The organism is Allokutzneria albata (assembly GCF_900103775.1).
Taxonomy (GTDB): domain Bacteria; phylum Actinomycetota; class Actinomycetes; order Mycobacteriales; family Pseudonocardiaceae; genus Allokutzneria; species Allokutzneria albata.
Window position 1 is genome coordinate 986,249 of the sequence record NZ_LT629701.1, and the last position, 12,891, is coordinate 999,139.

General features: G+C 70.4%; 16 protein-coding genes. 11 read left to right on the forward strand and 5 right to left on the reverse strand.

Annotated elements, in window-relative coordinates; genetic code table 11:
* Positions 1–25: 25 nt before the first annotated feature.
* Positions 26–1,414, reverse strand: a complete 1,389-nt coding sequence (locus BLT28_RS04310) for an FAD-dependent oxidoreductase (RefSeq protein WP_043812361.1) — start codon at positions 1,412–1,414, stop codon at positions 26–28.
* A 67-nt stretch (positions 1,415–1,481) separates the two neighbouring features.
* On the opposite strand from BLT28_RS04310, the gene BLT28_RS04315 reads away from it, so the two are divergent.
* Positions 1,482–2,105, forward strand: a complete 624-nt coding sequence (locus BLT28_RS04315; protein WP_030430750.1) for a TetR/AcrR family transcriptional regulator — start codon at positions 1,482–1,484, stop codon at positions 2,103–2,105.
* Positions 2,106–2,168: 63 nt separating this feature from the next.
* Here the strand turns inward: BLT28_RS04315 and BLT28_RS04320 are convergent, their stop codons facing one another.
* Complete coding sequence (locus BLT28_RS04320; RefSeq protein ID WP_030430749.1) at positions 2,169–2,897, reverse strand: hypothetical protein; 729 nt, start codon at positions 2,895–2,897, stop codon at positions 2,169–2,171.
* Positions 2,898–3,220: 323 nt separating this feature from the next.
* On the opposite strand from BLT28_RS04320, the gene BLT28_RS04325 reads away from it, so the two are divergent.
* Complete coding sequence (locus tag BLT28_RS04325; RefSeq protein ID WP_081900447.1) at positions 3,221–3,889, forward strand: GNAT family N-acetyltransferase; 669 nt, start codon at positions 3,221–3,223, stop codon at positions 3,887–3,889.
* On the opposite strand, the gene BLT28_RS04330 is transcribed toward BLT28_RS04325, so the two are convergent.
* Positions 3,846–4,433, reverse strand: coding sequence for a TetR/AcrR family transcriptional regulator (locus tag BLT28_RS04330; protein WP_043812358.1), 588 nt, complete (start codon positions 4,431–4,433; stop codon positions 3,846–3,848). The genes BLT28_RS04325 and BLT28_RS04330 overlap by 44 nt on opposite strands.
* Positions 4,434–4,666: 233 nt before the next feature.
* Between BLT28_RS04330 and BLT28_RS04335 the strand changes: the two genes are divergently transcribed.
* The 3 genes from BLT28_RS04335 to BLT28_RS04345 all read left to right on the forward strand — a co-directional run bounded on the left by BLT28_RS04335 (position 4,667) and on the right by BLT28_RS04345 (position 6,915).
* Positions 4,667–4,855 carry a hypothetical protein gene (locus tag BLT28_RS04335; protein ID WP_030430746.1) on the forward strand — a complete coding sequence of 63 codons (189 nt, stop codon included), beginning with the start codon at positions 4,667–4,669 and terminating at the stop codon, positions 4,853–4,855.
* A 36-nt stretch (positions 4,856–4,891) separates the two neighbouring features.
* Positions 4,892–5,479, forward strand: a complete 588-nt coding sequence (locus BLT28_RS04340) for a hypothetical protein (protein WP_030430745.1) — start codon at positions 4,892–4,894, stop codon at positions 5,477–5,479.
* A 281-nt stretch (positions 5,480–5,760) separates the two neighbouring features.
* A complete protein-coding gene (locus tag BLT28_RS04345) occupies positions 5,761–6,915 on the forward strand; it encodes a glycosyltransferase (RefSeq protein ID WP_030430744.1) in 1,155 nt (384 codons plus the stop codon).
* A gap of 47 nt (positions 6,916–6,962) precedes the next feature.
* On the opposite strand, the gene BLT28_RS04350 is transcribed toward BLT28_RS04345, so the two are convergent.
* The gene (locus BLT28_RS04350; protein ID WP_081900446.1) at positions 6,963–7,301 is read right to left on the reverse strand and encodes a YybH family protein; all 339 of its coding nucleotides are present in this window, start codon (positions 7,299–7,301) and stop codon (positions 6,963–6,965) included.
* A 76-nt stretch (positions 7,302–7,377) separates the two neighbouring features.
* On the opposite strand from BLT28_RS04350, the gene BLT28_RS04355 reads away from it, so the two are divergent.
* Entirely contained in the window at positions 7,378–8,343 is a 966-nt protein-coding gene (locus BLT28_RS04355; protein ID WP_030430742.1) for a helix-turn-helix transcriptional regulator, read from the forward strand.
* Positions 8,344–8,450: 107 nt separating this feature from the next.
* A complete protein-coding gene (locus tag BLT28_RS04360) occupies positions 8,451–9,128 on the forward strand; it encodes a DUF4097 family beta strand repeat-containing protein (protein ID WP_030430741.1) in 678 nt (225 codons plus the stop codon).
* On the opposite strand, the gene BLT28_RS04365 is transcribed toward BLT28_RS04360, so the two are convergent.
* A complete protein-coding gene (locus BLT28_RS04365) occupies positions 9,113–10,420 on the reverse strand; it encodes a serine hydrolase domain-containing protein (protein WP_156051145.1) in 1,308 nt (435 codons plus the stop codon). The two genes, BLT28_RS04360 and BLT28_RS04365, sit on opposite strands and share 16 nt — an antisense overlap.
* 70 nt (positions 10,421–10,490) lie before the next feature.
* Between BLT28_RS04365 and BLT28_RS04370 the strand changes: the two genes are divergently transcribed.
* The 4 genes from BLT28_RS04370 to BLT28_RS04385 all read left to right on the forward strand — a co-directional run bounded on the left by BLT28_RS04370 (position 10,491) and on the right by BLT28_RS04385 (position 12,841).
* Positions 10,491–11,438, forward strand: coding sequence for an RNA polymerase subunit sigma-70 (locus BLT28_RS04370; protein ID WP_231950615.1), 948 nt, complete (start codon positions 10,491–10,493; stop codon positions 11,436–11,438).
* Between the two features lie 62 nt (positions 11,439–11,500).
* A complete protein-coding gene (locus tag BLT28_RS04375) occupies positions 11,501–12,097 on the forward strand; it encodes a dihydrofolate reductase family protein (protein WP_030430738.1) in 597 nt (198 codons plus the stop codon).
* Positions 12,094–12,420, forward strand: coding sequence for a hypothetical protein (locus tag BLT28_RS04380; RefSeq protein WP_156051143.1), 327 nt, complete (start codon positions 12,094–12,096; stop codon positions 12,418–12,420). Before BLT28_RS04375 ends, BLT28_RS04380 begins: the two co-directional genes overlap by 4 nt.
* Positions 12,421–12,433: 13 nt before the next feature.
* Positions 12,434–12,841 carry a hypothetical protein gene (locus BLT28_RS04385; RefSeq protein WP_030430736.1) on the forward strand — a complete coding sequence of 136 codons (408 nt, stop codon included), beginning with the start codon at positions 12,434–12,436 and terminating at the stop codon, positions 12,839–12,841.
* The last annotated feature ends 50 nt before the right edge of the window (positions 12,842–12,891 follow it).

The following is a 12,891-nucleotide window of genomic DNA, read 5'->3' on the forward strand; positions in this document are numbered from 1 at the left end:
ACGCGGAAGGGCGGACGGCCACACGCTAGTGGCCCAGCTCGTCGAGGTAGTGCAGCACCGGCTTGGCCTCCGTGCTGATTACCGCGATGTGGTGATCGGGCCGGATCAGCACGATCCCGTCGTCGACACCGAATCCCTCCGTCGCCGTCCCGGCCCGCACGAGGTCCGCGCGCTCGCCCGCGACCTCCAGCTGAGCCCTGCGCCCGGCCTCACCGAACCCGAGGACGGTGAACAGCGGTCCTGCCGCCGAACCGGTCGGCGCGCGGTCGCCCGTCCTGAGGTCCCCGAAGCTCTCCGCGGCAAGGGAACTCCAGCGGTAGTGGATGCCCAGCCCGCTCGTCTCGGCCACTGCGACGGTGTCGAGGCCGACGCCCGGCGTGGAGAGCTTCGCCATCGCCGCGTCCAGGCGCTCGGAGCTCAGGTCGAGCGTCCACGCGGCGATCGGCAGCCGCTCCTCGTTGTAGGTGTCCAGCAGCGCGGAGCCCGCCTGGCCGGAGACCACGAAAGCGAGCTTCCAGCCCAGGTTCCACGCGTCCTGGATGCCGGTGTTCATCCCCAGTCCGCCCGCGATCGGGTGCACGTGCGCCGCGTCGCCCGCCAACAGGACGCGGCCCACTCGCAGCCGGTCGACCATCCGGACGTTGATCCGCCAGCTGGACACCCAGGTGGCGTTGCGCAGTCGCACGCCCTCGATCCTGGTGTGCTTTTCGAAGCGGCGCTGGAAGGTTTTCAGCGAGGGCTCGACCACCCGGCCGTCCGCGTCGAACTCGGGCCCGGTCTGCACCTGCCACACGGTGCTGTCGCGGAACGGGCAGAGGAAGAAGGCGCCGTCGTCGTCGACCCACTGGTGCCAGTAGCCCCGGTCGAGGCCGTCGACCTCGACATCCCCGCAGATCATCGACTGCTGCTGGGCGCTTTCGCCGATGAAGGGCAGGTCCAGCAGCTTGCGCACCGTGCTGCGCCCGCCGTCGCAGCCGATGAGGTAGTCGGCCTCGATCCGGCTTCCGTCGGCCAGTTCGGCCAGTACGCCGTTGCCGTCCTGGGTGAAGCCGACGAGGTCGGCGCCGAACTCCACGTGCACGCCGTGCTTGCCGAGCTTGTCGCGCAGGATCCGTTCGACGCCCCACTGCGGCAGGAACAGCGTCTGCTCGCCGAAGGGGACGCTGTCGCTGACGAATTCGCCGTTGAAGTACTTGCGGTACTTCTGGCTCGCCGTCCCGATGTCCGCGATCTCCCGCCCGGCACCGAGGTCGGCCAGGACCTCGATGCTGCGGGCGTGCAGGGTCTTGCCGCGCGAGCCGGTCTGCGGGCCCGGCGACCGGTCGAGGACGCGCACCGCGACACCGCGGCGAGCCAGGTCGAGTGCGAGAACCAAGCCGGTCGGACCGGCACCGATGATCACCACGTTGCTCATGGGTGCCAGTAAAACACAACTCGGTAATGTTTTTAACCTAGTAACGACAACGTGCTAGCCTCGTGGCATGAGCGGGCTCCGTGACCTCAAGAAGGAACGCACGCGCCAAGCGATCTCCGACGCGGCGGTCGAGCTGTTCCTGACCAGGGGCTTCGACCGGGTGTCCGTCGCCGACGTCGCCGCGGCGGCCGAGGTGTCCAAGCCGACGTTGTTCCGCTACTTCAGCTCCAAGGAGGACCTGGCGCTGCACCGCGCCGCCGACCACTTCGGCGAGTCCGCCCGCGTGGTGCGCGGCCGTGAGCCGGGCGAGTCCCCGCTCGCCGCGCTGCACCGGCACTTCCGGCGCGGCCTCGACGAGCGCGACCCGGTCACCGGGCTCTGCGACGACCCTGACGTGCTCGCCTACCACCGGCTGGTCTACGACACGCCCAGCATCGCCGCGCGGTTGGCCGAGGTCTCCGCTGAGGACACGGCCGCCCTCGCCGACGCGCTGCGCGAGGCCGCGGCGGACGACCTGCTGCCCCGGCTCGTCGCGAACCAGTTCGCCACCGTGCGCCAGATCCTGGCCCGCCAGAACTGGGCCGAACTCGCCGCGGGCCGCACCGCCTCCGACGTCCACCCCGAAGCCGTCGCCGCGGCCGACGCGGCGTTCGCGCTGCTCGCCGGGGGAGCCGCGGCGCACGGCTACTAGACCGGGCGCCAGTCGAGGACGGCGGTGGCCGTGCCGACGGTGAGGCAGGCCTGATCGAGCGGGCTACTTCGCGAGCAGTTCCCCGGCGACCTTGGCGACCACGTCCTTGGCGACCGCCTCAGGGAAGGGCGAGTCGGCGAAGAAGCCCTTGTCGTGTCCCCAGTACTTGATCAGGTAGTAGACGGCGCCCTTGCGCGCCACCAGGTTCGCCTCGGTCTGCGCCGTGGTCAGCGCGCTCGCGTCCACGAACGTCGCCTCGTCGGCACCGGCCAGCTGCCGGTCCATCCCGAGTGGACTCGACGCGGCACCGCGGTAGGCGTTCTGCGCCTGCTCGACGTCGCGCTCCGGCAGCCGGTTCGCGCCGCGGAAGTCGTAGACGTGGATCTGCAGCTTGCGGGTGTCCTTGCCGTCCTTGCCCGCGGTCTGCTCCCAGAAGCAGTTGCTGTGCTTCATCCCGCGCGCCCTCGGCGGCTCCCCGGCGAGGCGGAAGCTGCTGACCCTGGCCTGCTGCCTGAGCTCCGCGCTGATGTCGCACTGCGCCACCGGCTGCCCGCCCGGCCCGCCACCCGGCATCTCCTGGTAGTCGAGGTAGAGCTTGCCGAAGACGGCGCCGGCGCCCAGGACGAGGACGCCCGCCACGATGCCCACGATGAGCCCGGTGCGCTTCTTCCTCGGCGCCGGTCGCTGCTGCGGCCACGGCGGTTGCTGCTGCCAGCCCGGGTGCGGCTGGGGCTGCCAGTTCGACGGCGCGTTCACGGCGGCCAACGTGGCGAGCGCGGTCCGGATTGTCAAATCGGCGGCCGTACGAGGTGTTCGACTGCCGCGGTCGCGGTTGCCGGTCGGCGGCCACATTTCCGCCTGGGCTTCGAGGAGCCCGTCATCGGGACGGACCGGCTCGACTTCCTGGCGCTCGCCGCGGGCGGCGGGCCGATCATGTTGTGCCGGCACGGGTTCCCGATCACCCGGCGACATTCGGGCCACTCAGGACATCGGCGCAGACCACTTCACGCACCTCGACAAGCCGGGCGAGGTCGCCGAACCGATCTCAGGGGCGGGGTATGCCGTTCGGCAGATGGCGTGGAGCGCGGTTCTTCCTAGATTGGTGACGTCGGCTGATGTCGCTACGAAGGGAAACCTTGCTGTACAAGGGAATGGCGCTCACTGTCGCGATGGCGGCTACGGCGGTGGCCGGACCGGTTGTCGCCGAGGCGCAGCCCGCCGGCTTGTCGTGGCAGCCGTGCAACGGAGGTCCTGCCCAGGTGGAGAAGGGATCGAGGATGGCGACGGTCCGCCCGGCCCGCAGAAGCGACCTCGCTCGGCTGGTCGCCATCTACAACCACTACGTCGAGCACTCGGTGGCCACCTTCGACACCGACATCGTCTCGGTGGAGAGCCGGACGGCGTGGTTCGACACGTTCTCCGACACCGGCCCGCACCGGCTCGTGGTCGCCTGCGAGGGAGATCGTGTCCTCGGTTGCGCGTCGAGCAGCCCGTATCGCGCCCATCCCGCGTTCGCCGAGACAGTCGAGTTCGGCATCTACCTCGACCCGCGGAGCCGAGGCGCGGGCGTCGGTTCGGCGTTGTACCGCGTGCTCCTGGAGCAGCTCAGCTCGGAGGAGGTACGCCTCGCAGTCGCCGGGATCGCGCTGCCGAACGACGCTTCCGTTGCCCTGCACCGCAAATTCGGGTTCACCGATGTCGGCGTGTTCAAGGAGTACGCCACCAAGCGCGGTGTCTACATCAGCTCCCTGTGGCTCCAGCGCCGCATCGGACCGCTGGCGTGAGCAGGCCCAGCACGCCGGTGACCGCGGCGTCGAACGGTGCCACGGAGTTCGCCGCGCGGGCCAGGACGTAGCCGCCCTGCAAGACCGCGACGATGGTGGCGGCGGTGGTCTCGGGATCGAGGGACGCGTCCAGCTCGCCCCGCTCGCGCCCTTCGGCCAGGACTTGGGTGAGGCGTTCGCGAAGCCAGGACAGGGTTTCCGCCACCGGGGCCCGCAACGCCGCGTCCGCCATGACGTCGGGGTCCTGGGTGAGCCGTCCGATCGGGCAGCCCTTGAGCACGTCGCGTTCCCGGCGCAGGTAGGCGGCGATGCGCTCCAGTGCGGTGCCGGGCCCGGTGAACTGCTCGTCCGCCTTCGCGCGCAGCTGTTCGGAGGTGCGCCGGATCGCGGCCAGCGCGAGGTCCGGCTTGCCCGCGAAGTGGTGGTACATGCTGCCCTGCCCGGCCCCGGCGCGCTGCTGGATCGCCTTGGGGCTGGTGCCGGTGTAGCCGCGCTCCCACAGCAGTTCGCGGGTGCTCTCGATGAGGCGGTCTGCGGTGCTCATGAACCAACTATACAAACTAGTAGGTACATTATTGGTTCATTTGTCCCGTTCGGCGGTTCGGCGGTTCGGCGGGCCGGTACGCCGAACGGCCTAGGATGGCTCGATGCTCGCGGGGCTCGATGACATCGCTGCCCTTCGACATCGCTGCCCTTCGTGTTCGAGATCGTCGCCAATCCCCGTGCTCACCACCGCTCCTGGGTCTGCTCGCCGCCGACGACGAGCAGGTCCGTGCAATGGTCGCGACGACCTTGGGCCACATGCGGGGCGTCCCGCCGCACCGGATGCGGTGGGACGTCGAGACAAACCCGCGCGTCCGCTCCCTGATCCTGGTGGCGGCCTTCCGGCAGGACGGCACCCAAGGCGCGGCATGGCTCGGCCAGGCACTGCGGGAAAGGGGAGCGGTGCAGGTCGCCGCGGCCTAGGCCATCGCGACGAACGGCCTGCCGTGGTCGCCCGAGGTGACCGCGGCCATTCTGTCGGGCTGCGTCGACGGAGATCTGTTGGCAGGCTGGGAATGGGACCAGAGCTGGCTGTCCACAGTGGTCTGTTCGGCGGATGTCGATGTCGTGCCGGAACTCCTGGCGGCACTGGCCCGCTCCGAGCACCGCGATGTCCGGCTCGCGTGCGTGTACGCCGCGATCGACGCGATGAACGCCCGCCGCTCGTTGCCGCGAGCCTTGGCTCCGATGCTGGCGGATCCGGATATCGGCATCGTGCGGGGCGCGGTCTCGGCCATCCGCATCAGCGGGTTCGCGGCGCAGGCCGCTGACGAGCTGGCGGCGCTGACCGCTCGGGAACTCGAGCTTGAAAGCCCGCGGTCGGTCGATCCGCTGCCGGTGGACGCCGAAGTGCTCACGGCCGCGCGCACCGCGTTGCAGGCAATCCGGGCTACAACGACCGGATCGCCTTGGTGCGGCTGCTCGGAAGTTGGGGAACGGCGGCCCGCGCTTCCGGAAGTACTGTCCACTTTGGACTCCGCAAAGCGCGCGGCTCCGCAAGCCCTTGCAGGGCCAACCTGTGGGCGGCGAAGGCCCGCTACGAGCTGACCGGTGATCCCGGACCGCTGCTCCTCGCTGTCGAGGCCGACGACGCCTCCATCCTCGTCCGCAAGGCGCGCGTCACCGCCGCGAAGCTGTACTGGCAGTTGACGGGGGAGACGAGCCGGTGCTCAGGGCGGGCGGGCCGAGGCCGTCGCGGCGTTGAGCGGGTGAGTCCGCTCCCGGCCACCTTCAACGTATAGCGGACAGGGGGGCTTGCGGCAAGGCCCCCGTGGCGCCGCAGAATGGCCCGCCTAACGCCAGGACGTGGGAAAACGGGGGAGTCGGACATGCGTGTGCTGTTGACGTCGGTGGGATCGCGCGGAGACGTCGAACCGGTTGTGGGGCTTGCGGTGGCGGTGCGCGACCTCGGGGCGGACGTCCAGGTGTGCGCGCCGCCGGACGAGGACTTCGTGAAGCTGCTGGCGCGGGCCGGTGTGCCTCTCGTGCCGCTGGGCCCCAGCGTGCGCTCGGTGGTCGCGCGCGAGAAGCCGCCGACGCCCGAGGATGCGTTCCGGTTCGCTGCCGAACTGGTCGCCGCGCGCTTCGACACGCTCGGCACGGCTGCCGAGGGATGCGACGCACTGCTGGCCGCCGGTCTGATGCCGGCCGGAGCACGGGACGTGGCAGAGAAACTCGGCATTCCCTACGTGTTCGCGTGCTACCAGACCTACGGGCACTTTCCGCAGGACGAGACAGCCTGGGAACAGGGCGCTGAGCGGGCGAACGCGATGTACCGCGAACCGCTCAACAGCCACCGTGCGGCGCTCGGTCTGCCACCGGTGGACGACGTCCGCGCTCACGTCTTCACCGACAAGCCGTGGCTGGCCGCCGAACCGGCGCTGTGCCCGCCGCCGGAGGTGGAAGATCTCGTGCAGACCGGAGCGTGGATCTTGCCCGACGACCGCCCGCTCCCAGCGGAACTGGAGGCGTTCCTGGACCGCGGCGAACCTCCCGTGTACGTGGGTTTCGGCAGCATGGGCGCCTACGTCCCGAAGGACATCGCCCAGGTCGCCATCGAGGCGGTCCGCGCGCACGGCCGCCGCGTCCTGCTCGCTCGTGGTTGGGCCGGTCTGACTTCGATCGACGACGCCGACGACTGCTTCGTTGTCGGGGAGGTCAACCAGCAGTCGCTGTTCACCAGGGTGGCCGCCGTTGTGCACCACGGCGGCGCGGGCACCACCACGACGACCGCGCGGGCTGGCGCTCCCCAGGTGATCGTGCCCCAGATCGCCGACCAGCCACACTTCGCCGCCAAGGTGGCCGAGCTGGGCATCGGCGCGGCGCACGACGGCTCAACCCCGACCGTCGACTCCCTGTCCGCCGCGCTCCAGGTGGCCCTGGCTCCCGAGACCCGCGCGCGAGCCAACGCCGTGGCGGGCTCGATCCGAACCGATGGCGCTCCGGTCGCCGCGAAGCTGCTCCTCGACACCGCGAGCCGGTGACTCCGCAGTGCGGCGGTGGACGCGACCGCGCCCACCGCCGCCACTCGTCACGGCACGAGAACCGGCTGGTCCACGACCCACAGCCATGATCCGTCCGGCTGCCGCCGGGCGATCTCGACGGTCACCTCTCCGGTGGTCAGGGTCGACGCCGTGAGCGCCAGGTCGCCGCTCACCAGCGCCGGGTGCTGCCTCCCGGGTTCGAGCACCGGCGCGGCCGCGACGAACTGCTGGTACACCTTGCGGATCTCCGCGTGCCCGGTCGCGAGGTTGCCTGGCGGGAAGGCGAGCACGGCGTCCGGCTCGTACAACGCCACCAGCCCGTCGACGTCGCCCGCGTTGCCGCGCTCGATGAAGAACTTGCCCAGGTCGTTCGGCTCCGTGGCCACTGTCCTGCTTGTCATGCGGATGAGCCTGTCAACGAATCACGACATCTTGTGTCGTGTATTCCGCTAGCGTTTTCGCGTGCGTGCCGACCGGTTGGTGTCGCTGGTGCTGCTGCTGCGCCAGCACGGTCGGCTGTCCGCGACAGCGCTCGCGCGTGAGCTCGAGGTGTCCACCCGCACCGTGCTGCGCGACATCGAGGCGCTGTCCAGCGCCGGAGTCCCCGTCTACGCCGAACGTGGGCGGCACGGCGGGTTCGCGTTGCTGCCCGGTTTCCGTGCCGAACTCACCGGGCTGAACCACGACGAGGCCCTTGCCCTGCTGGTCGCCGGATCGCGGCAGACGTTCGGCCTGGGCTCGGCGCTCGCCTCGGCCATGCGCAAGGTCGTCGACGCGCTCCCCGAGAGTTCCCGGTCCACCGCCGCAGGCGCCGTCCAGCGCCTGCTCATCGACCCGGAGACCGACCTGCTGGCGCGCCGGCTGGTCGCCGAGGAGGTGCCCGGCACAGTGCTGGCCGAGGTCCGGCACGCCGTGTTCGCCGGACACAAGCTGCGCATCCACTACGCGGCCAGGAACGAGGCGCCGAAGTGGCGCATCGTGGACCCGATCGGCCTGGTCATCGTGCGCGACAAGGGCTACCTGCTGGCCACGAGATCCGGCGCCGACCGCACCTACCGGCTGTCGCGGATCATGGCCGCCGAGGCACTGCCGGAACCCGCGGAGCGGCCCGAGCGGGTCGATCTGGACCAGGCATGGCAGGAACGCAGCAGCCGATTCCGGACGGGCGGTGACCAGGTCACCGTGCACCTCCGGCTGAACCCTGCGCGACGCGAAGACCTCGTGGGCACCGCACTGACCGTCCGTGCAGAAGAAACCGACGCCGATGGCTGGCTGCGGCTGGAGGCGAGCTTCCAAGACTCCAGGCACGCCGAGTGGGCGCTGTGGCAGCTGGCCACGAACGCGGAGGCCCTGTCACCGCAATGGCTGCGCGACACCCTGCGCGACCGCGCCGCCGCGATCGCCGCCCGCTACGCAGGACTTTCCTGAGGTTCGACCCGTGTCAGGGGCCGCGTCAGCGCGATGGCGCCGCGGTGTCAGGACAGCGGGCGATTGTGGTTTCAGCGAACAGCAGCTACGAACTTCAGGAGAGCACCATGCAGAACTTCGACACCGCCGCCCCGATCTCCGCCGTCCTGGACATCCCCGCGGGCCGTGTGCGGATCATCGCCGCCGACCGGGCCGACACCACCGTCGAGGTCCTGCCCGCGGACGCCTCCAAGGGCCGCGACGTGAAGGCTGCGGAACAGACCACCGTCGACTACAGCGGCGGCGTCCTGCGGATCGCGGCGCCGACGAAGAACCAGATCCTCGGTTCCTCCGGCGCCATCGCCGTGACGGTCCAGCTGCCCGCTGGCTCAGGCGTCGAGGCGAAGGTCGCCAGCGCCGAGTTCCGGGCTGTCGGACGGCTCGGCGCCATCGCCTTCGACGGTGCACACGGCGCGGTCGTCCTCGACGAGGTCGAGAGCGCCCGCGTCACCGTCCTCGCCGGTGACGTCTCGGTCGGCCGCCTCGGTGGCCCCGCGGAGATCAGCGTCAGCAAGGGCGACATCGCCATCTCCGAGGCCGTGCGCGGCAAGGTCGTGCTGCGCACCGAGGCCGGTGCGATCTCGATCAGCGCCGCCGCGGGAGTCTCGGCCTCCCTGGACGCGGGCACCTCCCTCGGCCGGATCCACAACTCGCTCAAGAACACCGAAGGCGTCGCTCAGCTCGACATCCACGCCACCACCTCCTACGGCGACATCACCGCCCGCAGCGCTCAGCCCGCGAACTGAGCCCTGAACGAGGCCGGGTAGGCGGATCGCCTGCCCGGCCTCGCCGACTCCTCGATGTCAGTCGTGCGCGAGGACCCGATCGCCGCCTGGTGGGCCGCGTCGCTCACCGTCGTCGAGTTCGGCGCCGGTCGGCCGAGCATCGTGCAGAGCATGGCGGTCTGGAGCGCCTTACTGGCTGTGGCGATCTTGGGGTTGGAACCGAACTCCACCCACGTCTCCGTCGCCACGAGCATCGTCGCCGTCCGGCTGCCAGTGCGGTCGGTGACGCTGACGGAGAAGTAGCCCGGGAGTCCGGCGTCGTGACCCCAGAACTCGCCGCACGGGGTGGTGCCGGTCTGGATTCCCAGGCCGTAGCCGGGGCCGCTCGGCGTCGTCGTGCGCATCTCGGCCAGCTCAGCGGCGGGGAGCAGCTTGCCCGACATCAGCGCCGTGTGGAACCGCGCCAAGTCCCGCGCCGTCGACACCACCGCCCCGGCCGCTCCACCCCACGACGGGTCATTGCCGGAGACGTCCACGTGACCATCGCGACGCGGCCCGGCGAAGTCCCTGAACTCCACCGGCACGCCCGGCGGCATGTGCTCCGCGTCCGGCTCGTACCCGCGAACATGCCGCGCGCGCCAAGTGGAGTCCGTCGCGTAGTAGGTGTGCGCGAGGTTCAGCGGCCGGGCGATCCGATCCCGGACCAGATCCGCCAGGCCCGCCCCCGAAACCCGCTCCAGGACCGCGCCGATCGCCGCGTAGTTGGTGTTGCTGTAGTCCCATTTCGTGCCCGGCGCGAACAACGGGTCGTGCTTCACGCCCACCGCGAGCAACTCCGCCGACGTCCACCCCCGCCGGCCCTTGCCCACGATCGACGGCACCACCGCCGGGTCCGCGGTGTAGTCGGCCAGGCCGCTGGTGTGGTTCAGCAGCATGCGCACCGTGATCGCCTTGCCGCCCGGCACCTTGCCCGGCAACCACTTCTCCACCGGATCGGCCAGCGCGAGCTTGCCCTCGGCGACCAGTTGCAGCACCAGCGTGGCCATCACCGTCTTCGTGCTGGACCCCACCCGGAACACGTCGCTCGCCTTGAGCAGGTGGTCCCGCCTCGCCCACCGCGCCTGCTCCGCGATCTCCACCGGCCGCCCGCTGCCGTCGTCCACCCGCACGACCACACCCGGTGCCCCGGCGTCCACCACCTCCCGCGCCAACCTGTCCAGCTCGCCGCTCGACGCCTCGGCCATCGGGACCACAGCCACACTCGCCACCAGCGCCGACACCGCGAACAGCCGCACCGAACCACGTCGGGTCATAGATCCTTTGTACCGGTTCAGGGGCGTGGCGACGATCATCGCCGTCATCGCGCAGTGGCATGCTCGCCGGGTGGATTTCGATGCGCTGGTCGCCGAGCACCGACGCGAGCTGTACGCGCACTGCTACCGGATGCTCGGCTCGGCGCAGGACGCCGAGGACGCGATGCAGGAGGCGCTGCTGGGCGCCTGGCGGGGGCTCGCCCGGTTCGAGGGGCGGAGTTCGGTGCGCGCCTGGCTGTACCGCATCTGCACCAACGCCTGCCTGCGGTTTGCCGAGCGCAGACCGCGCCGCGTGAGCTCGGTCGACTTCGGACCGGCTCGGGTGGACGTGCACGAGCTGGGTGAACCGGTTCCGGGACCGGTGTGGCTGGAGCCGTTGGCGCCGGAAACCGACCCCGCCGAGCGCTACCTGCTGCGGGAGTCCGTGGAGCTGGCCTTCGTCGCCGCGGTGCAGCTCCTGCCGGGGACCCAGCGCGCGGTACTGCTCCTGCGCGAGGTGCTGGGGTTCTCCGCCGCTGAGGTGGCCTCGATCCTGGACACCACGCCCGCCTCGGTGAACAGCGCGCTGCAACGGGCGCGCGCGACGGTCCGGGCGCGGGTGGGCACGTCCCAGGGGGAGGAGCTCGACGCCCTCGGCGAGCAGGGCCGTCGTGAGCTGGTCGACGCGTTCCTCACCGCGTGGGAGCGAGCCGACACGCCCGCGCTGCTCGACCTCCTCGCCGAGGACGCGAAGTTCACCATGCCGCCGCTGCCCGCGTGGTTCGACGGCAAGGACAACGTGGCGAGGTTCCTGCGCGAACGGGTTTTCGCGACCCCGTGGCGGCTCGTGCCGCTGGAGGTCAACGCGCAGCCGGGGTTCGCCTGCTACCTCCGGCGGGCGGGGGACACCGGGTTCCGGTTCGCCGCGATCGCGGCGCTGACGCTGCGCGCGGGCCGGGTCGCGGAGATCAACAGCTTCCTCGACCCGGACCTGCGCTCCCGGTTCGGCCTGCCGGAGGAATTTCGCGCGGACCGATGAGTTCGCGCCCGGCGGCGTCTCTCAACGGGTGACAGGGCCGACAACCCACGAGGAGAGCTGCCATGCGCAAGCTGATCGTCACCAACCTGATCTCCGTCGACGGCTGCCACGAGGGCCCGGGCGGGAACTTCATGGCCATGCCGCTGGACCCCGGGTTCGACGCGCACAACCTCGCGTCCCTCCGGGCGGCGAGCACCCTGCTGCTCGGGGCGAACACCTTCCGCCTGTTCCTCGACTACTGGCCGCCGGTGGCCGCCGACGAGACAGCTCCCGCCGTGGAGCGGGAGATCTCCCGCCTCAACGCGGCGGTCGAGAAGGTGGTCGTCTCCGACACGCTCTCGGCGGAGCACACCGGCGCCTACCGGGACACGACCACCGTCGTGCCACGGGACCGGTCCCGCGAGCGGGTCGCGGAACTCAAGCGGGGCAAAGGAAAGGACATCCTGGTCTTCGGCAGTCGGACGATGTGGAACGACCTGTTCACCGCCGGGCTCGTCGACGAGTTCCACTTCGTGCTGGGCCCTGGTGTGGTCGGCGGCGGCACCCCTGCCTTCGACGGTGGCACAGCGGTCTCGTTGCGGCTTCTGGGAATCAGTACCTACGAGGGTTCCGACGTCGTGGTCGTGCGCTACGCGGTCAACGGCACCAGTCCTGTGTGAGAGTCGTTCCCCGTCACTCGCTGTCGATGTCGCTCGGTGTGGTTCTTGCCGCGCTGCGGGAGCGCGTCGGTGCCGGAGTCGAAGCGATGGGGTTGATCAGGTCGTTGTTGCTGGCGCGGACTCCGCCTGACCCGTACCCGGTGCACGAGGCGCTGTGGGCGGGTCCGGCGGTGCACCGCTACGCCAATCTGGTGCACCTCAGCGCCATCCGCAAAGCCTGGAACCGCTTCTACAAGCCGTTCCGGGACAGCCGCACAGTTCCCAGCAAACAACAACTGCTCGACGATCAGTACGGCACCTCGGTCAACCCCGACATCCGGTGAGAAGCAGGGACAGATGACGTACTACATCGTCGAACCGGACTTCGGTGACAACACCGTCTTCGACCGCACTGTCCAGCCCGCCGAGGTCACCCGCCTTGAGTACCGCTTCACCAACTGGCTCGGCGACGCCATCCTGGAGTGCACCCCCTGCTTCATCGTCACCGATACTCTGGCCGAGGCGATCACCACCGCCGGCCTCAGCGGGGCGGGGTTCGACGATGTCGAGATCAGCCTCTCCCCCGAAGGCGAAGAGCTGATCGAGGAACCGCTCCCGGCCTGGCGGTGGCTCCGCTTCAGTGGCACGCCCCACCGCGACGACTTCGGGCTGGACAAGAGCATGCTCGTCGTGTCCGAGCGAGCTCTGGAACTGCTGCGCGAGCACGGCTTGGAATACGCGGATGTGACAGAGGCAGCCCCATAGCTGAACCGCGCCGAGCACGGCGACCACCGACGTCGCCTAGGGCGTGTCCT

What these genes read in the sequence shown, in the direction of transcription:
- BLT28_RS04310 (WP_043812361.1), bottom strand. Translation starts at nt 1,414, where the DNA reads ATGAGCAACGTGGTGATCATCGGTGCCGGTCCGACCGGCTTGGTTCTC.
- BLT28_RS04315 (WP_030430750.1), top strand. Translation starts at nt 1,482, where the DNA reads ATGAGCGGGCTCCGTGACCTCAAGAAGGAACGCACGCGCCAAGCGATC.
- BLT28_RS04325 (WP_081900447.1), top strand. Translation starts at nt 3,221, where the DNA reads ATGTCGCTACGAAGGGAAACCTTGCTGTACAAGGGAATGGCGCTCACT.
- BLT28_RS04330 (WP_043812358.1), bottom strand. Translation starts at nt 4,433, where the DNA reads ATGAGCACCGCAGACCGCCTCATCGAGAGCACCCGCGAACTGCTGTGG.
- BLT28_RS04335 (WP_030430746.1), top strand. Translation starts at nt 4,667, where the DNA reads ATGGTCGCGACGACCTTGGGCCACATGCGGGGCGTCCCGCCGCACCGG.
- BLT28_RS04345 (WP_030430744.1), top strand. Translation starts at nt 5,761, where the DNA reads ATGCGTGTGCTGTTGACGTCGGTGGGATCGCGCGGAGACGTCGAACCG.
- BLT28_RS04360 (WP_030430741.1), top strand. Translation starts at nt 8,451, where the DNA reads ATGCAGAACTTCGACACCGCCGCCCCGATCTCCGCCGTCCTGGACATC.
- BLT28_RS04365 (WP_156051145.1), bottom strand. Translation starts at nt 10,420, where the DNA reads ATGACCCGACGTGGTTCGGTGCGGCTGTTCGCGGTGTCGGCGCTGGTG.
- BLT28_RS04375 (WP_030430738.1), top strand. Translation starts at nt 11,501, where the DNA reads ATGCGCAAGCTGATCGTCACCAACCTGATCTCCGTCGACGGCTGCCAC.
- BLT28_RS04385 (WP_030430736.1), top strand. Translation starts at nt 12,434, where the DNA reads ATGACGTACTACATCGTCGAACCGGACTTCGGTGACAACACCGTCTTC.